At 47.5% G+C, this 17954-nt stretch carries 17 protein-coding genes; 15 read left to right on the forward strand and 2 right to left on the reverse strand.

Translation table 11 applies throughout. From position 1 onward, the window contains the following. The first annotated feature begins 172 nt into the window (after positions 1–172). From C7K08_RS04780 to C7K08_RS04800, 5 genes are read left to right on the forward strand one after another with little or no spacing between them, the layout of a single operon-like run. Positions 173–943, forward strand: a complete 771-nt coding sequence (locus tag C7K08_RS04780; RefSeq protein ID WP_106499510.1) for a HEAT repeat domain-containing protein — start codon at positions 173–175, stop codon at positions 941–943. 48 nt (positions 944–991) lie between these two features. Continuing rightward, a complete protein-coding gene (locus tag C7K08_RS04785; RefSeq protein WP_106499511.1) occupies positions 992–1210 on the forward strand; it encodes a DUF2997 domain-containing protein in 219 nt (72 codons plus the stop codon). Further along, positions 1188–1580 (forward strand): DUF1257 domain-containing protein, encoded by a 393-nt coding sequence (locus C7K08_RS04790; RefSeq protein ID WP_106499512.1) that lies wholly within the window; start codon positions 1188–1190, stop codon positions 1578–1580. Before C7K08_RS04785 ends, C7K08_RS04790 begins: the two co-directional genes overlap by 23 nt. Positions 1581–1614: 34 nt before the next feature. Further along, positions 1615–1929: a ferredoxin gene (locus C7K08_RS04795; RefSeq protein WP_106499523.1), complete on the forward strand. Its 315-nt coding sequence runs from the start codon at positions 1615–1617 to the stop codon at positions 1927–1929. 46 nt (positions 1930–1975) lie between these two features. Further along, entirely contained in the window at positions 1976–3148 is a 1173-nt protein-coding gene (locus C7K08_RS04800; RefSeq protein WP_106499524.1) for an aldo/keto reductase, read from the forward strand. Here C7K08_RS04800 and C7K08_RS04805 read toward each other — a convergent pair. After that, the gene (locus tag C7K08_RS04805; protein ID WP_106499525.1) at positions 3145–3888 is read right to left on the reverse strand and encodes a 16S rRNA (guanine(527)-N(7))-methyltransferase RsmG; all 744 of its coding nucleotides are present in this window, start codon (positions 3886–3888) and stop codon (positions 3145–3147) included. The two genes, C7K08_RS04800 and C7K08_RS04805, sit on opposite strands and share 4 nt — an antisense overlap. Before the next feature lie 51 nt (positions 3889–3939). Between C7K08_RS04805 and C7K08_RS04810 the strand changes: the two genes are divergently transcribed. Beyond that, positions 3940–4323 (forward strand): J domain-containing protein, encoded by a 384-nt coding sequence (locus C7K08_RS04810; protein WP_241537049.1) that lies wholly within the window; start codon positions 3940–3942, stop codon positions 4321–4323. Here C7K08_RS04810 and C7K08_RS04815 read toward each other — a convergent pair. Further along, positions 4320–5729, reverse strand: a complete 1410-nt coding sequence (locus tag C7K08_RS04815; protein ID WP_106499513.1) for a class II fumarate hydratase — start codon at positions 5727–5729, stop codon at positions 4320–4322. The genes C7K08_RS04810 and C7K08_RS04815 overlap by 4 nt on opposite strands. Before the next feature lie 78 nt (positions 5730–5807). On the opposite strand from C7K08_RS04815, the gene C7K08_RS04820 reads away from it, so the two are divergent. From C7K08_RS04820 to C7K08_RS04860, 9 genes are all read left to right on the forward strand, one after another. After that, positions 5808–6308, forward strand: a complete 501-nt coding sequence (locus C7K08_RS04820; RefSeq protein ID WP_106499527.1) for a DUF2231 domain-containing protein — start codon at positions 5808–5810, stop codon at positions 6306–6308. Then, on the forward strand, positions 6308–6937 hold the full coding sequence (locus C7K08_RS04825) for a DUF2231 domain-containing protein (protein WP_106499514.1): 630 nt from the start codon (positions 6308–6310) through the stop codon (positions 6935–6937). Before C7K08_RS04820 ends, C7K08_RS04825 begins: the two co-directional genes overlap by 1 nt. Then, positions 6934–7869 (forward strand): cytochrome c oxidase subunit II, encoded by a 936-nt coding sequence (locus C7K08_RS04830; RefSeq protein ID WP_106499515.1) that lies wholly within the window; start codon positions 6934–6936, stop codon positions 7867–7869. Before C7K08_RS04825 ends, C7K08_RS04830 begins: the two co-directional genes overlap by 4 nt. Before the next feature lie 3 nt (positions 7870–7872). Continuing rightward, positions 7873–9564, forward strand: coding sequence for a cytochrome c oxidase subunit I (locus C7K08_RS04835; RefSeq protein WP_106499516.1), 1692 nt, complete (start codon positions 7873–7875; stop codon positions 9562–9564). 3 nt (positions 9565–9567) lie between these two features. Then, positions 9568–10152, forward strand: coding sequence for a cytochrome c oxidase subunit 3 (locus C7K08_RS04840; RefSeq protein WP_106499517.1), 585 nt, complete (start codon positions 9568–9570; stop codon positions 10150–10152). Between the two features lie 12 nt (positions 10153–10164). After that, a complete protein-coding gene (locus C7K08_RS04845) occupies positions 10165–11679 on the forward strand; it encodes a GMC oxidoreductase (protein WP_106499518.1) in 1515 nt (504 codons plus the stop codon). Next, the gene (locus C7K08_RS04850; RefSeq protein WP_241537051.1) at positions 11676–14375 is read left to right on the forward strand and encodes an MGH1-like glycoside hydrolase domain-containing protein; all 2700 of its coding nucleotides are present in this window, start codon (positions 11676–11678) and stop codon (positions 14373–14375) included. Before C7K08_RS04845 ends, C7K08_RS04850 begins: the two co-directional genes overlap by 4 nt. 178 nt (positions 14376–14553) lie before the next feature. Beyond that, positions 14554–15636, forward strand: coding sequence for a GMC oxidoreductase (locus tag C7K08_RS04855; protein ID WP_272867424.1), 1083 nt, complete (start codon positions 14554–14556; stop codon positions 15634–15636). A gap of 31 nt (positions 15637–15667) precedes the next feature. After that, a partial coding sequence (locus C7K08_RS04860; RefSeq protein WP_106499520.1) for a glucosidase occupies positions 15668–17954 on the forward strand: 2287 nt, incomplete at its 3' end.

Consider the following 17954-nt stretch of genomic DNA (forward strand, 5'->3'; position numbering starts at 1 on the left):
GAAGAGGCAACAATAGGGATGTGCTGTTCCGCTGGAAATTAATGGCGTTTTTTAGATCCAAGCTGCTGCCAGCCCTCATAGTGCTGCTATTTTCCGCTGCCCTATTTGCCGTGAGTGCTCGCATTTGGTTGCCTGGTGATATGGCTGCTCCGGCGCCTTTGGGTTGAGTTCCATGACCAACCACGATGAATTAACCCTGGAACTTGCCCTATTAGAGGAGGAATTGGAGGCGGAGGCGGCCCAAGACCCCCTAGATCTGATCAGCGAACTATCGGATCAAACCCAAGACATAGCCGCACAAAGGGAACTGGTAGATCAGGCCCTGGTTGAACTGCAAGGCAACCATGAGCAGCAATTGCAAGGGTTGAAGTTTTTTTGTGAGCACCGTGATCCCCGTGCGCTGCCGTTGCTGCTGCCGTTGCTCGATAGCAGCTGCCCAATTCTGCGGATGAGCGCCGTTTATGCCCTTGGACGTAATCCCCATCCCGAGGCTCTACCGCTATTGCTGCCAAAATTGCAACAAGACAGCAACGGCTTTGTGCGTAAAGCCCTGGCTTGGACCCTCGGAAACTACCCAAGTTTTGAGGTGATTCCAGCCCTGCTAAAGGCCCTGGGCAGCGATATCGCAGCGGTGCGCCTTTGGGCCACGAGTTCGCTTGTAGATAGCAGCTTGAACAACTCAAATCAGCGGGAAGCGGTGGCGCAACAACTGCTTTTAAGCCTGCGCATCGATTCGGAACCAGCTGTGCGCAGCAATAGCGCTTGGGGTTTAGGGAGGCTTCACGCCTATTTGGAGCCTGATTTGGCCTTGTCCCTAGGGGAAGCTCTTGTGGCTGCTTGCATCGATGATGCTGATTCAGGGGTGCGGGATGATGCCCGCAATGCCCTAGAGCAACTGCAAAATCCAGCCCTGCTTTCCCGTTTACAAAACGACTGGGCTTAACGCAGCTGGCAAGTAAAACTAAGTAAACTGATTCAAATCGGTTCTGCCGTGCCCCAGCAAACCATCCGCTTCTGTATTCGCCCAAATGGCGTAGTGGAGGAGCTTGTTGAGGGGGTTCAAGGTGAGGGTTGTTTAGAGCTCACTAGATCGATTGAAGCCAAGTTGGGCACCGTTCAGCGCTGCACCCCCACCACTAACCACTACCAAACCGCCCCTGCGGAAATCCACCAAAATCAAGCCAGCAATGTCTCACTTCAGCACGATTAAAACTGAATTGCGCGATCCTGTCGCCCTGGTGGCAGCCCTCAAGGATCTAGGCCAAACACCAAGTGAAGCGGCCCAATTACTGCGCGGTTATCAAGGCCAAACCCAAGAGGCAGATCTATGTTGTCCCCAGGCTGATGGTGGCGACATTGGTTTTCGCTGGAATAGCAGTGAAGGCCGTTATGAATTGGTAACTGACCTCGATCTATGGCGTTTACCAATACCCATTGAAAGGTTTATGTCGCAACTAACCCAGCGTTATGCCTTGCAGAGCATCCTCAATAGCGCTTCCGCTGAGGGTTTTGTTGTGGGAGAACAACAGTTAAGTGCCGATGGCAGCATCGAGCTGGTAGTTACCCGCTGGCAGGGTTGAAAGCCCCCTGGTTGCTTTGAAAATCGACCCTTCAATTGCCTTTGCAGCGCCGCCACTGGCGGCTCCTGGCCAAGGAAATACAGGTAAAGAACCCCTGCTGGGGGGCAGCTTGCGCCAGGAGGCGATTTGGGTTGATGAAGAGGTTTGTATTGGTTGTAGGTATTGCGCCCATGTGGCATGTAATACCTTTTTGGTGGAGCCAAATCAGGGCAGATCGCGGGTAATACGTCAAAACGGCGACAGCCTTGAACGGGTTCAGGAGGCCATCGATACCTGCCCGGTTGATTGCATCCATTGGCTGCCATTTGAGCAACTGCCCTCAGCTGAATCCTCCCCCAGCGGAGCTTGATTTGGCCTTTGTTCCCTGCCGTCGTTTTGGCAGAACTGAATTACAGATGCCCCTGTTAAGCCTTGGTGGCATGCGCTTTCAGCAAAGCTGGAGCGATCTTCCAGCGGAAGAAATAACAGTTGAAAGCCAGGTAAATCTGGAATCGATCTTGAAGGCAGCCATTGGGGCTGGCATGCATCACATTGAAACAGCGCGTTTTTATGGCAGCTCAGAATTGCAGCTGGGCAAATTACTAGCTACACATCCAGATCCAAAACGGATTCTGCAAACCAAAATTGCGCCCTATGCAAATAGCAAAGAATTTGAATCAATGCTGGAGCGCAGCTTTGAATTATTGCAAGTGCAACGGCTTGATCTCCTAACTTTACACGGAATTAATCTTCCCGAACATTTAGAGCAATGCTTGCGGCCAGGGGGCTGCTTAGAGATAGTTAAGCGCTGGCAAAGTGATGGCTGCATCGGCCATGTGGGCTTTTCCACCCATGGGCCGCTAGCTTTAATTGAGGCGGCGATTAACAGTGGCTCTTTTGATTACGTTAATATCCATTGGTATTATATTCGCCAAGATAATAGCCCCGCCTTAAGTGCAGCGATTGATCAAGATATGGGTGTTTTTATAATTAGTCCCACCGATAAAGGCGGCCATCTTCATTCACCTTCTGAGCGATTAAAGCAGCTCTGTGAGCCATTGCATCCGATTGTATTTAACGATCTGTTTTGTTTAAGTGATCCGCGGGTGCACACCATCAGCGTTGGTGCTGCCACTGCTGCAGATTTGGATTTACATCTGCAGGCAGTGGGCCTGCTTCCCAAGGCCGAAGAATTATTGCCACTGATATCAGCTCGATTGCAAGCTGCCCTGCAGCAAAAGTTGGGTGATGCCTGGCTTAACAGCTGGCAGCAGGGGTTGCCCCCATGGCAAGCCACCCCAGGGGAGATCAATTTACCGATCCTTTTGTGGCTCCATAACCTGCTGGAGGGATGGGATCTGCAGAGCTACGCCAAAGCTAGATATGGCCTTTTGGGCCAAGCCAACCATTGGTTCCCAGGTTGTAATGCCGATTTTTTCGAGGCGCCAGCCGGCAGTGAAGGGGCAGTAAGCGAAGCGGAATTACTGGCGGCACTGGCTGAAAGCCCCTGGCGGGCAGAGATTCCAGCAATTTTGAGGCACCTAAAACAAGCCCTTGGCGGCAGCGTTTTACAACGACTTGGCTCCTAGGGAGCCGGGCGCAGAGGTTGTTTTGCTGGGATTCCAACGGCCCTTGGATAGGTAGTTGGGCATGCCGCTACAGGGGTAAGTGGAATTACATGCCGTTGACCTTTGCCCTCTGGAAGTTCAATGGCCCGTGGTTCCCCAGCTTCTGCCTTGAGCTGGCGTGCAATTTCAATCAATTCGGCTTGATTCGCGGCGCTCCATTGGCCTCGATAAAGCAGGGCAGTGCCGTTAGGAGCGAGCAGCGGCACCAGGTATTCAGCAACCACAGCAGCTGGGGCCACAGCGCGAGCTACCGCCAATTGAAATTGGCCCCTGCAGCTGCGTTCGCGTCCACTTTTTTCGGCCCGCTCGCAACGCAAGCTAAGCCTTTCGCCTAGCCCAAGCTCCTTGGCCATGGCGCCCACGGCCTCAAGTTTGCGACCCACGGAATCCACCAGGGTTAACTGGGCATTGGGCAGGGCAATAGCGATGGCAAGCCCTGGAAAACCGCCGCCAGTGCCCACATCAACCACCGAAAATTTCTGAGCGCAGGTAGCGCCGCTTAGCTCACCTGTTAACCAGGGCTGAAGCGGCCAAAGGCTGTCGAATACTTGACCAATCCAATAGTCGGGCCCCTCCACCAACCTGGTGAGATTTAGTTGTTGGTTCCAATGGCGCAACAACAGCTGCAGCTCCTGCAGTTGTTGCAGCTGTTGGCTGTTGGGCTGCCAAGCCAGCAGGTCCCAGGGGAAATCGTTGCTCAGGGCAGGGCAAGTAGGTTTCCCTAGGATCGCAAGCCATAGAGCCCGATCGGCTTGGTTAACTCCAGCACCACTGCCAATCTTTATGAGCGCCTTGGTGTGGAGGCAGGGGCAAGCCCTGAAGAATTGAGGGCGGCATTCCGGCGGCTTAGCAAACGCTTCCACCCGGATACCACCGAATTAGAACCCGCTGAGGCGAGTGTGCAATTTTGCGCTTTGCAGGAGGCCATAGAGGTTTTGGGTGATCCAGAATTAAGGCGTAAATATGATCTTGTTATAAATAATTCAACCTCGCCTACTCCCGCCAGCCAAGAAATATTGCTACCGGAGCGGCGGCCACTCTCTGGTGGCGAATGGTTTGCCCTGTTGCTGTTGGCGGGGGCGCTTATTTTTAGTTTGATTATTGGTGTGGGCCTGGCATACCTAAGAAGTAATTAATCTTGAATAGAGGTCATCTTTTTAGGGTTAACGCTGTGGTCGAAGGCTTCTGCGCTGATGGCATCAAGGGCGATGGCTGCCTCCCGCAAGCTAAGCCCTTCCCTATGGGCATGTTGGGCGATTTTTGCTGCCTTGTCGTAGCCGATCACAGGAGCTAAAGCCGTTACTAACATTAGCGATTGATCGCGAAAATGTTCTATTTTACTGATATTTAATTCCATTCCCTCCACCAGGTGCACCCGCAGAGAGTAACAACAGTTGCTAAGTAATTCGCCGCAGCGAATTAAATTAAGCGCTAATAATGGCTTGTATACATTCATTTGTAGGTGGCCGCCACTGCCACCGATAGCCACTGCTTGATCAAGGCCCATCACTTGGGCTGTGGCCATTGCTACGGCTTCGCATTGGGTGGGATTTACTTTTCCCGGCATGATCGAACTGCCGGGTTCATTGGCTGGCAGCAGCAGTTCCCCCAGGCCGGCCCTAGGTCCGCAGGCTAAAAGGCGAATGTCATTAACGATCTTGTGTAAAGCCCCCGCCAAAAGCCTGAGCCGGGTCATTTGCTGAACCAGGCCATCGTGGCTGCCCATTAGGGCAAAGCGATTACCACTGCACTGCCAGCTAACCCCCTCCCATTCGCTAAGTAATTGGCAGGTGGCTTCTGCGAAACCAGCTTTTGCACCTAAACCAGTGCCAACGGCAGTGCCGCCTAGGGGGATTTGGCGCAGCTCTTCAAATCCAGCTTCAATTCTTGCGGCAGCGCTGCGCAATTGGGCCGCCCAACCGCTGATTTCTTGGCCAAAAGTAAGTGGTACTGCATCTTGCAGATGGGTGCGGCCGATCTTCACCACATCGCTCCAAGCGCTTGCCTTTGCTTCAAAACTGGCAGCTAGATCCCCTATGGCCGGCAAAAGTTGGAGCCTCTGCTGGCGCTCGCTAGCGATGTGGATCCCACTGGGAAATACATCGTTAGTGCTTTGGCCTTTGTTCACATGGTCGTTTGGATGCACGCAGCTTTTACTGCCAAGGGGTTGCCCTGCTAATTCGCAGGCGCGATTGGCGATTACCTCATTCAGGTTCATGTTTGTTTGAGTGCCGCTACCGCTCTGCCAAGTGGAGAGGGGAAATTCTTGATCCCACCGGCCCTGCTCCACCTCCATGGCGGCCAGGCTGATCCAGTTGCAGCGCTCGCCATCTAGGAGCCCCAGCTGGGAATTAGCAGCAGCAGCGGCCCTTTTTATGCGGGCGATTGCATGGATTAATGGCAGGGGCATCGGATCTTGCCCAAGCTGAAACATCAACCTCGCCCGTTCGGTTTGGGCACCCCAATAGCGCTCAGCGGGCACCTGCACCTGGCCAAGGCTGTCTGCTTCGAGGCGCCAAGGGCTTGAGGAGTGATCAGTCATGAAGGAATAGGGGAGAAATGGGCACCCTTAATCCATGGGCGCTAGCAATAAAGGCAAAGCTAGCTCTTGGGTTTGCTAATGCTTGAGCATCTGCTTCCCCCCCTCAACGACCACAACCTGCCTTGGATGGACACTATTCATCCAATAGTTGTGCACTTCGTTATTGCGATGGCATTGATTTCAGTGCTGTTTGATTTTATCGGTGTGGTTACAGGTAGGCGGGCTTTGTTTGAAGTGAGTTGGTGGAATCTGTTATTTGCCACCAGCGCCATCTTTGTGGCGATCATGTTTGGCCAGGTGGAGGCCGGCTTGGCCAACCCCTATGGTGATGCGCGCAACATTTTAAATATCCATAGCACCATAGGCTGGTCTTTGGCGGGGGTTCTATCTGTGCTTACCGGCTGGCGCTATGTATTGAGAGCCAAGGATCCGCTCAGCTTGCCGCTGGTCTTCCTTGGCGCTGATTCTTTATTGGCTGCTTTGGTGGTTGTGCAGGTTTTCCTTGGCGATAAATTGATATGGGTATATGGGCTACACACGGTGAAGGTGGTGGAAGCAATGCGGGCGGGGTTGGTGTAATGCAGTTTTTTAATGTGGTGCTGCCATCAGAAAGCCCCTTAAATCAAATTGCAGCCGGCCTAGGGCCCAATGATCTGCCCTATAGCCTGCCGATTCACCCTAATTTAGTTCATCTAACCATTGGCTTATTTGTTATAGCCATTGCGTTCGACTTCGCAGGAGCTTTTTATCCTTTGGAGAAGCGTATTTTTCGCTTCTTGGCATTGCCGGTAACTAGGCCAGGTTTACATGATGTGGGTTGGTATAACCTCCTTGCTTGCGCAGTGATTAGTTTTTTTACAGTTACTGCTGGCTTTTATGAGATGCTCACGGCGGTGCCATTGGCAGGCGTTAAAAGTACCTTTGGCCTCGAAAGTTTTGTAACGATGACCTGGCATGGGGTTGGTGGGGTGCTGATTCTTTTGGTGATCGTACTGATGACTATTTGGAGAGGTTATCAACGCTTTGTTTGGCGCAAAGATATGGGTAGGCAGGTGCAATGGCCCTATTTATTTGCTGGGGTGGTGATGATGGGCGTTTTAGGGCTTCACGGCACCCTTGGTGCTCAGTTAGCTGCTGAGTTTGGCGTTCACATAACCGCAGATCAGCTGCTGGCCGCTGGCGCTGATCTTAAGGAGGCACTGCCATGAATAGCTCCTCAACGCGCATTAATTATTCCGCCTTGGCCTTGGTTAGCACCTGGACCGGTGTATTGGTGGTATTCAGTTTCTGGATGAGTCGCCAGGCATACCACTGGTTACCTGTTCAAGCTTCAACAGCTGCGCCCCTGGTGGATGGCTTGTTCAGCTTTGAAACCGCCTTGGCAACTTTTGTGTTTTTTGGTGTTATCTCAGTGATGGCTTGGGTTGTGATATTTAATCGGGCTGAGAAATACGACATGAGTGATGCAGAACCAATTGAAGGCAATACCCGCTTGGAAATCATCTGGACGGTTATTCCAGCACTAATTGTTTTTGGCATTGCCTTCTATTCAGTGCGTGTTAATCAAAAGCTTGCAGTGTTAGGGCCGATGGAGCACATCCATCGCGGTGATCCAATTGAAGAGGTGGGTGGTTTCTTGGGGGATCGCCTACCAGCTGAGCAGGTGGAGGTAACTGCTAGGCAATGGTCTTGGCAATTCAACTATCCGGCGGCCAAAGTTAGCTCTACTGAATTGCATTTACCTGTTGATAAGCCAGTAACCTTCAGATTGGTTAGTGAAGATGTAATCCATGGATTTTATGTGCCAGCATTTAGATTAAAACAAGACATTATTCCAGGCCGGGCAATCAATTTAAATCTCACCCCCACCCGCGAAGGGCGTTATCGCTTACGCGATTCGATGTATAGCGGCACTTGGTTTTCCACCAATCAAGCCGATGTGGTGGTTGAATCTGAGGCGGAATACAACAGTTGGCTCCTACAAGCTGCCAGCCAACCACTCCAGCCGGGTTTAAGTGATGCGGTGGCTGAATACAAACAACGCCAGGCAGAAGGTGCAAGGGGATGGCCCACCGTTGTGCCAGCTCCCGCCCCGATGGTGAATGTGCCCGGCTCCAATCAACTCCCCCATAACGGTTAAATCATGACCCTCGCTTCCTACGATCCCCGCGTGCTGAAATCAAATGCCCCCGTGCCAGGGGCACCTGATAATTGGAAACGCTTTTTTAGTTTCAATACCGATGCCAAGGTGATTGGTATTCAATACATCACAGTAGCGATATTTTTTCTTCTGATTGGCGGTTTGCTTGCAATGATAATGCGGGGCGAATTAATCACCCCAGAAAATGATTTAGTAGACCGCACTGTGTATAACGGACTCTACACAATGCATGGAACTATCATGCTGTTTATGTTTATTTTTCCTGTGTTGAATGGTTTAAATAATTTATTGATCCCCACGATGATCGGCGCCCCAGATATGGCTTTCCCAAGGCTTAATGCAGTGGCCTTTTGGTTGGTTCCAATTTTTGGTGTGATTTTAATTTCCAGCTTCCTACTTCCCGGTGGACCGGCTAACTCAGGCTGGTGGTCTTACCCACCTGTGAGTACTCAAAACCCTCTGGGTAATTTGGTTAGCGGCGAGGGGATGTGGCTCACAGCCGTGGCACTTTCGGGCGTTTCCTCGATTATGGGAGCCGTGAATTTTGTTACTACGATCATAAGAATGCGGGCCCCTGGGATGACTTTTTTCCGCATGCCGATATTTATTTGGACGGCCTGGGCGGCCCAATCTCTCCAGTTGATTGGCTTACCGGCCCTCACCGGTGGAGCAATAATGCTTCTATTCGATTTGGTTGTTGGAACAAGCTTCTTTCAGCCTGAGGGTGGCGGGGATCCCGTGCTCTATCAACATTTTTTCTGGTTCTATTCCCACCCAGCCGTTTATGTGATCATTTTGCCTGTATTTGGTATTTTTTCTGAGCTATTCAGTGCCCATTCTCGCAAACCATTGTTTGGCTATGCCTTTGTTGCTTTGGCATCATTTGCGATTGTGTTCTTGGGCTTGATCGTTTGGGTGCACCACTTTTTCCCCAGTGGCGTGCCTGAGTGGATGAGAAATCTTTTCATGGTTACAACCATGTTGATTTCTGTGCCAACCGGTGTGAAGGTATTTGCCTGGCTTGCAACCATTTGGGGCGGTAAGTTACGCCTAAATACGCCGATGCTTTTCAGCCTAGGAGGTTTGTTTAATTTTGTTTTTGCTGGGGTAACAGGAATTATGTTGGCCACTGTGCCCATAGATATTCACGTTAATAACACCTACTTTGTTGTTGGGCACTTCCACTATGTAATCTACGGCGCTGCAGTGATGGGCATCTATGCAGCAATATATCATTGGTTTCCTAAGTTTACCGGTCGCATGTATTATGAGGGTTTGGGAAAATTGCACTTCTTCTTAACATTTATTGGAACAAATTTGAATTTCTTTCCAATGCATCCCCTTGGCTTAATGGGAATGCCAAGGCGTGTTTCTTCCTACGACCCTGAGTTTACTTTTTGGAATGTGGTGGCAAGTTTAGGTAGTTTTTTGCTCGGTGTTTCGATAATTCCTTTTCTTATCAATATGATCAGCTCTTGGGTTCGGGGGCCGCAAGCACCCCAAAATCCTTGGAATGCCATTGGTTTGGAATGGCTTTTGCCCTCGCCACCGCCTGCTGAGAATTTTGAGGAAAACGTACCTACTGTTATCAGTGGGCCCTATGGCTACGGCACTGGAAAGCCTCTTGTGGAAAATCAAAGTGCTTACGAAAACCAATCTCTTTTAGAGGCATAAGCAATGGAAAGCACAGGCAACCAACACAATCAAGGCATGCATGCCAACCACAATCTCACTGGATTTATAATTTTTCTCTGTTCGGAAAGTGTAATATTCCTCGCCTTTTTCTCAGGCTATGCCTTGCTTAAGTTGAATGCCCTTGATTGGTTACCCCACGGGGTGGAGGGTTTGGAATGGCAAACACCACTGATTAACACCTTTGTGCTGGTTTCTAGTTCAGGAACTATTTATTTGGCTGAGCGGCAGATGGCCCGCCACAATGTTTGGGGTTTTCGTGGTTGGTGGCTGGCAACCATGGCCCTGGGGGGCTATTTCCTCTGGGGGCAAGCGGTGGAATGGAGCGGTTTGAAGTTTGGTTTTACTTCAGGTACATTTGGCGGCACTTTTTACCTGCTCACTGGTTTTCACGGCTTACATGTTTTAACTGGTGTATTGTTGATGGCCTTAATGTTAGGCAAATCATTCATACCTAATAATTACAAAGGCGGGGAACAGGGCATTCAGGCCACCTCCCTGTTTTGGCATTTTGTGGATGTGATTTGGATCATCCTCTTTGTGCTCATATACGTGTGGCAACGTTCTTGAGGAGGCACTCCAATGATCATTGACGACCAGCATTACGACGTGATCATCGTTGGCAGTGGTGCTGCCGGGGGAACCATGGCAGGGGCCCTTGCCTCTAAGGGCCATAGGGTGCTGCTGCTTGAGAGGGGGCGCCAGATGGCGCTCGCTGATCAAAACGTTGCTGATGTAGATCTATTTCGCAAGGATCGTTATCACCCAGCTGAGCGTTGGTTTGGCCCAGATGGTGATCCATTTGCCCCTCAAACTATTTATGGCCTAGGCGGCAATACCAAAATTTGGGGTGCTGTGCTTGAGCGGATGCGAGAGAAAGATTTTGAAGAGCTACATTTGCAAACTGGTATTTCCCCAAGCTGGGAACTCAACTATTCAGATTTTGCCCCATATTACGAAAAGGCAGAGAAGTTATATCACGTTCATGGGGTGGCGGGAGTAGATCCAACTGAGCCGGCGAGAAAGAATGAATTTGTTGGTAAGCCAAAACCATTGGAACCCTTTTTTGAACCTTTGCGTGCTGCCCTCCAGCGCCAGGGAGTTAAACCCTATGATTTACCAATAAGTTGGTCTAATAATCAAGATGATCCCAGTGGAGATTCAGAAGTTTTTGGAGTGGCAACGGCTATTGAAGATCCTTCTTTTCATTTAAGGATAGAGGCTAAGGTTACTTGTTTACATGTTAATGCCTCCGGTAATGAAGTTAAAGGTGTTGAGGCATTAATTCAAAATCAGGCATGGCTTTTTCAGGCGAATTTTGTGGTGCTGGCGGCCGGTGCAGTGAATACCCCAGCTATTTTATTGCGATCATCCAGTGATGCCCATCCCCGCGGCTTGAGCAACGGATCGGATCAGGTTGGACGCAATTTAATGAAATTGCAACTTTCATCGATATTGCAATTAGCCGCCGCACCAAATTCCGGTCGCTATCAGCGCTCATTTGGGATTAATGATTATTATTGGGGTGATAAAAATGTTCAATTCCCCCTTGGCCATATTCAAAGTTGTGGTGGGGTTTTGCAGGATGCATTGTTTGCTGAATCACCACCGGTTTTATCATTAGTATCTAAATTACTGCCAAATTTTGGCCTTGAGGAGCTTGCCGCTCGATCGGTTGCCTGGTGGGCGATGAGTGAGGTTTTACCAGATCCCCATAACAAAATCAGCCTTCAGGGTGAGCAGATTCGTCTTAACTACATACCTAACAATCGAGAGGCCCATGACCGTTTGGTTTATCGCTGGATAGACACCCTAAAAGCTATCGAGGCCGACCCTTTAACCCATGTGGTGCGTCAGGCGCCCACCCACCCGAGGGGAGAAGCACCAATAAGTGTGATGGGTTATGCCTGCGGCACCACTCGAATGGGTAGTAATCCCGCAACATCGGTGGTTGATTTACAAGGCAGAAGCCACGAGATTCAAAATTTATATATTATTGACGCAAGCATATTTCCCAGTTGCCCAAGTATTGGACCAGGTTTAACTGTTATTGCAAATGCACTGCGGGTGGCTGAACATCTTGAGGCAGAGCTTTGAATTCCACCATTGGCGATCAGCTTGGATTTAGTTCAGAGCAGCGACGCATTGCAGAGCGAAATGAAGCGCATCAACAATGGGATCTCTGGGGCAGCTATTTAAGTGATAGGCAATGGGGAACGGTTAGAGAGGATTATTCTGCTGATGGTAATGCATGGAATTCGTTTCCCCATCAACAAGCAAGATCAAGGGCCTATCGCTGGGGAGAGGACGGTTTACTTGGAATTAGCGATGAACATGGCCGGCTATGTTTTGGCATCGCCCTATGGAATGGCCAAGACCCAATTTTAAAGGAAAGACCCTTTGGCCTTGGTAATGGTGAGGGTAACCATGGTGAAGATCTAAAAGATTATTTTTATCATCTACTCAACAGCCCAACCCATAGTTTTATGCGGGGCTTATATAAATACCCGCAAGCGGAATTTCCCTATCAACAATTAATTGAAGAAAATTCAAGGCGCACTAGAGAAGATCCTGAATACGAGCTAATCGATACTGGCATTTTTGCTGAAAATCGCTATTTTGATGTTTTTGTTGATTATGCAAAAGCTAGTCCAACGGATATATTGATACGAATTAAGATTATTAATCGTGGCCCTGATTCTGCGCCTTTAACTGTTTTACCAAGCCTCTGGCTCCGCAATCAATGGTCTTGGGGATATCGTGAGGAATGGCGCCAAAAAAAGCAGATCAAACTTTGTGGCAATTCAATTTCTACGGATGATATTCATGAATTAGGTGCCTACCAACTTTCCTGTAACCATCCGGGTGAGTGGATTTTTACCGAAAATGAAACAAATACGGAGCTGTTATTTAATCAGCCGAATGCACAGCCATATGTAAAGGATGCTTTTCATCGCTATGTGGTTGATTCTGATCTGTCTGCCGTAAATCCGGCAAATGTTGGAAGCAAGGCTAGCTTAGTTCTATCAAAACAACTTAATTCTGGTGAGGAGTGGGTTATTAACTTGCGGCTAAGTAATCAAGCCTTAACCGAGCCGTTTTCCAGTTCATTCAACAGCACTTTTGAGTTGCGAGAAAAGGAATGTATTGAATACCTTAATCATGCAGCGGAAGGATTAAAAGCTGATGATGCCCATATATTTAAAGCAGCTGCTAGCGGCTTACTTTGGTGCAAAAAGTTCTATCATTGGAGTGTTGCTCGCTGGTTGAGTGGTGATCCTAATCAGCCCGCTCCACCTGAATCACGTAAACATACTGAAAATGCTTATTGGAGCCGTTTGTTTGCTGATGATGTTATTTCAATGCCTGATAGCTGGGAATACCCATATTTTTGTCAATGGGATTTAATGTTCCACTCGGTTGCATTTGCTGTTATTGATCCAGCCATAGCTAAAAAGCAATGCATGCTTTTACGCTCGCCAAATTACACAGCCCCTAATGCCCAAACCCCAGCCTATGAATGGGCTTTATCTGATCCAAATCCGCCAATTGGGGCATGGGCAGCATTAAGAATTTTTCAAATTGAACGTAGGGAAAGGGAGCATGGCGATTTTGTGTTTCTTCGATCGGCGATGCGTAAGCTACTTTTAGAATATGGTTGGTGGGCAAATAGAAATGATAGATCTGGCGATAATGTGTTTGAAGGTGGCTTCCTTGGTTTAGATAATATTGCTGTTTTTGATAGGCGATTCCCCTTAGCTGATGGCAGCAGGATTGAGCAATGCGATGGCACTGCTTGGATGGCAATGTTGAGTTTAAACCTCTTGCAAATTGCCGTTGAACTAAGCGTTCAAGAACCTGAGTATGAGGATATTTCTAAGCGTTTTGTGTTTGACTTTGCCCAATTAGCCATAACTTTGAATACCCCTTCCATCAGCGGGCGTAGCTATGTTAATTGGGATGAAAAAGATGGTTTTTACTATGATGTAATTAAGCGGCCTGATGGCTCTTGGACATATCTAAAAACACGATCTGTGTCTGGCCTTATTCCACTTTTGGCGGTTGCAAGTTTTGATATTGCAACTGTTGAAAGGCTTCCTTGCTTGGATGTACTTCAATCGTTTGAATGGCATTTTTCCGAACGTACTTGCACTACATGGTTGTCGGAAAATCTTGGCACTTGGCATCAAGATAGAACCTTATTCAGCCTTGTGCCAGAGGCTAATTTGAGAAGAATTTGTTGGTATTTATTTAACGAAGATGAATTTTTATCTCCCTATGGTATCCGCTCCCTCTCGAAAGTGTATGAAAAATCTCCCTACACTTTTAGGGAAGGTGATCAAGAACAAACCCTTGCCTATAGCCCAGCAGACAGCCCTGTAGCTATGTTTGGAGGTAATTCCAATTGGCGCGGACCTGTGTGGATGCCAATTAATTACCTATTAATTGAGGCCCTGCAGAAATTTGGTCATTATTATGGAGATAGTTTTATGGTTGAATTCCCCACTGGCTCCGGTAATTTCATTACTTTGTGGGATGCATCGTTAGAACTTGAAAAGAGGTTGGCTAGTATCTTTAGGCGAAATGATAAAAATGAGCGTCCTTTTAACGGTGGCAATAGTTTGTTCCAGCACGATCCAAATTGGCGTGATTTGATTCTTTTTAACGAATATTTTCACGGCGACAATGGCTCGGGTGTTGGAGCTAGCCATCAAACTGGTTGGACCGCGATTGTTCTGAAAATGATTACCCAACTAAACCGCTACAACCCGATTGCGGGAAAGAGATTTTGAGGAGTTAATTCATGTTGATGGCATTTCTCCTGCTTGGCCCCTTCGCTACAACGATTTTGAGCCCTACTACACAAGGGCTGAGGCCATGTACCACGTTCATGGCGAACGGGGTGAAGATCCCACTGAACCAAGTGCCAGTGCTCCCTATCCCTATCCACCCATTAAACATGAGCCGCGCATGCAGCAATTGGTTGATGGTTTTAAAGCTGCGGGATTACATCCCTTCCATGCACCTACCGGTGTGAATCTAGATGAGGCCAATCTGCCATTTAGTGCTTGTGTGAAATGCAATAGATGTGATGGTTTCCCTTGCCTGCTCCATGCCAAAGGGGATGCTGAGGTTATGGGCATAAGGGCTGGTCTTGGTTTAGCCAACAGTTCTCTAACTCTTTTAACTCGCTGCCACGTATTAAAGTTAATAACCAATTTAGCTGGCGATACTATTACCGAGGTGCTCGTTGATAGAGATGGGGAAAAACTAAAATTCACTGGTGATATTGTTGTTGTTAGCTGTGGAGCCGCTAATTCTGCCAGGCTGCTTCTTATGTCTGCAAATGATAAGCACCCCAATGGTTTAGCTAATCGATCAGACCAGGTGGGCCGTAATTATATGTATCATAATTGCAAGGCAGTTGTTGCTTTGGGTCGGGAGCCTAATGATACAATTTTTCAAAAAACCATAGCCGTTAATGATTGGTATTTTGGCGACAATAATTTTGATTTCCCCATTGGTAATATTCAGATGACGGGTAAAACTAATGGTGCAATGATGAAGGGCTACAAGCCTAAGCTCACAGCCCTTGCTCCCACTTGGTCTATGGATAAGCTGGCTGAAAGATCCCTTGATTTTTGGTTGCAAACTGAAGATTTACCCAGGCCAGATAACCGTGTAACTGTTGATTCAAGCGGTCAAATAACCCTAAGCTATCTGCCTACAAACGATCGGGCTTCAAATGAGTTGATGGTTCGGCTTGAGCGTTTGCTTGATAAAATGTATCAACAGGATCATTTAGCAGAGAGGCAAATTTATTTTGCTTCTGACATGGCAATAGCTGCTGTTGGCCACCAAGCTGGAACTTGTAGGTTTGGCACCAATCCTGAGGATTCTGTGCTTGATTTGAATTGTAAGGCCCACGACTTAGATAATTTATATGTTGTTGATACAAGTTTTTTCCCTAGTATTGGTGCGGTTAATCCTTCTTTAACAGCTATTGCAAATGCGATCAGGGTTTCTGAGCATTTGGTTGAAAGGCTTGGCTAAGCATTAATCAACTCAACTTGACAAACAAACAATGAATTCCTCCGCCTTCACCCAGTCTGCTGAATACAGCCGGTTGCATAGCTCCTCAGTTGATGCTGTTGATTGGCATCTTTGGGGAACCTATCTTCCCGACCGTCAATGGGGAACGGTGCGTGAATGCTACGCCGAGGATGGGAATGCTTGGAAAGCATTCCCCCATGATCATGCTCGATCGCGCGTTTATCGTTGGGGTGAGGATGGATTATTTGGTTGGACTGATCGTAATTGCCATTTGTGCTTTGCTCCAGCTTTTTGGAATGGTAAGGACCCAATTCTTAAGGAGCGCCTATTTGGTTTAGCAAATCATGAGGGTAACCATGGTGAAGATGTAAAAGAGGCCTACTACCATATTTTAAATACGCCAACCTACAGCTATGCAAAAGCTTTATATGTATACCCAATAAGTGAATATCCTTACAAACAGCTCATAGCGGAAAATGCAAAACTAACTCGCAACGATCATGAATTTGAAATTGAACAAACAGGTGTTTTGAGTAATAATAACGTTTTCCACTGTACCATTGAATATGCAAAAGATTATTTTGATGATACATTCATTCGAATCAGTGTTAAGAATCTTTCTGCGGATCCGGCATATATAGCCGTGTTGCCAACGCTCTGGATCCGCAATTCATGGAAGTGGGGCTATCCAGGCATTAGCAAAAGGAATATAACTGTGAATTCTGATGGCTCTTTGTTTGTACCTGAGTTGTTAGGCCCAGGGGTTCAGCGTTTTTCTCAGGATAAGTTTCCTGCCCATTATTTTTATTGCGACCAACCTAATCAGTGGTTATTTACCGATAATGAAACTAATTGTGAGCTTTTATTTGCAACTGCTGATGGCGAAAAATATACTAAAGACGCATTCCATCGCTATTTGGTTAATGGAGAGAAGCAAGCAGTTAATCCAGCGCTAGAAGGTACAAAGGCTGCAATGATTTGCGAAAATACTATTTCAGCAGGTGATACTTGGGTTATTAATTGTAGATTATCCTCTAAATCTCATGTCAACCCATTTTCTGATTCTTCAATGATTCTTGCGAGAAGAGAGGAGGAGGCACAAGATTTCTACGCATCATATCAAAGAATAAAGAATTTTAAATCAAGTGAAGATCTCAGCTTATTTGCGGCCGCGTCTTCTGGGCTTTTATGGTCTTGTAAGTATTATGAGTTGAATTTATACCGTTGGTTAAAAGGTGATCCAGGTCAGTTAGCGCCCCCTCAATCTCGTTGGCATAGTGACTATCGTAATTGGAAATATTTGCATGCCCACGATATTTTTGTTATGCCAGATGCCTGGGAATATCCTTACTTTTGCAAGTGGGATTTGATGTTCCATGCTGTTGCCTTTGCTGATTTAGATCCCGCATTTGCTAAGAATCAAAGTGGTATTTTGCGCACCTCTCGGTATGTGTCGCCACAGGCGCAGGTTCCGGCCTATGAATGGGCATTTTCTGATGTTGATCCACCGCTTGCTTCATGGGCAACATGGAGAATTTTTACTATTGATAGAAATCACACGGGTATTCCAGATTATCGATTTCTTGAGGAATCGATAAAAACATTATTGCTTGAATATGGATGGTGGAGTAATCGTAATGCCCGCACTGATTCCGCCTTATTTGATGGTGGATTTCTTGGTTTAGATAATATCTCCCCTTTCGACCGTAGATATCCACTTAGTGATGGCAGCCGTATTGAGCAGGCTGATGGTACAGCTTGGATGGGGTTGCTTACGATTTATATGTTGAAGATAGTAGTTGCTTTAAAACAACGGGCTATAAATGTGCTCCATAACAGTAGTGCTGAATATAGTGGTGAAATGGTTCAACGGCTTGTTATTAGCTTTATGCATTCTGTATCCTCCCTTAATAGTAAGGAAGAGCGTGGCTATTTGAACTGGGATTGCCAAGATGGTTTTTACTATGATCTTTTAAGAAGGCCTGATGGAACGGCTGAATATATAAGAGTTAGGTCACTAACTGGAATTATCCCCCTACTAGCTGTGCAATCTTTTGGCGGTAGTGATTTGGAAGTTGATAAGAATTTAAACATGGATAATGCAATCTTGTCCTATGTGCAAGTTCACGGTATTGATGATTACAGCCTTTCTCTTGCCCATCTTGGATGCTACTCAACTGGTAGATATCTTTTTGCAATGGTTTCCCCCTATCGGCTGAGAAGAGTGTGCAGATGGTTGTTTGATGAATCTGAATTTCTATCTGATTATGGCATACGTAGCCTTTCTAAGTTTCATGAATCAAATCCTTTCTCAATGA

The sequence above is a fragment of the Synechococcus lacustris str. Tous genome, from assembly GCF_003011125.1.
Lineage (GTDB): Bacteria > Cyanobacteriota > Cyanobacteriia > PCC-6307 > Cyanobiaceae > Synechococcus_D > Synechococcus_D lacustris.

Bases quoted from the DNA above. Each gene is read 5' to 3' on its own strand.
- C7K08_RS04780 (WP_106499510.1), top strand. From the start codon at position 173: ATGACCAACCACGATGAATTAACCCTGGAACTTGCCCTATTAGAGGAG.
- C7K08_RS04790 (WP_106499512.1), top strand. From the start codon at position 1,188: ATGTCTCACTTCAGCACGATTAAAACTGAATTGCGCGATCCTGTCGCC.
- C7K08_RS04800 (WP_106499524.1), top strand. From the start codon at position 1,976: ATGCCCCTGTTAAGCCTTGGTGGCATGCGCTTTCAGCAAAGCTGGAGC.
- C7K08_RS04815 (WP_106499513.1), bottom strand. From the start codon at position 5,729: ATGACTGATCACTCCTCAAGCCCTTGGCGCCTCGAAGCAGACAGCCTT.
- C7K08_RS04820 (WP_106499527.1), top strand. From the start codon at position 5,808: ATGCTTGAGCATCTGCTTCCCCCCCTCAACGACCACAACCTGCCTTGG.
- C7K08_RS04825 (WP_106499514.1), top strand. From the start codon at position 6,308: ATGCAGTTTTTTAATGTGGTGCTGCCATCAGAAAGCCCCTTAAATCAA.
- C7K08_RS04830 (WP_106499515.1), top strand. From the start codon at position 6,934: ATGAATAGCTCCTCAACGCGCATTAATTATTCCGCCTTGGCCTTGGTT.
- C7K08_RS04835 (WP_106499516.1), top strand. From the start codon at position 7,873: ATGACCCTCGCTTCCTACGATCCCCGCGTGCTGAAATCAAATGCCCCC.
- C7K08_RS04840 (WP_106499517.1), top strand. From the start codon at position 9,568: ATGGAAAGCACAGGCAACCAACACAATCAAGGCATGCATGCCAACCAC.
- C7K08_RS04845 (WP_106499518.1), top strand. From the start codon at position 10,165: ATGATCATTGACGACCAGCATTACGACGTGATCATCGTTGGCAGTGGT.
- C7K08_RS04855 (WP_272867424.1), top strand. From the start codon at position 14,554: ATGCAGCAATTGGTTGATGGTTTTAAAGCTGCGGGATTACATCCCTTC.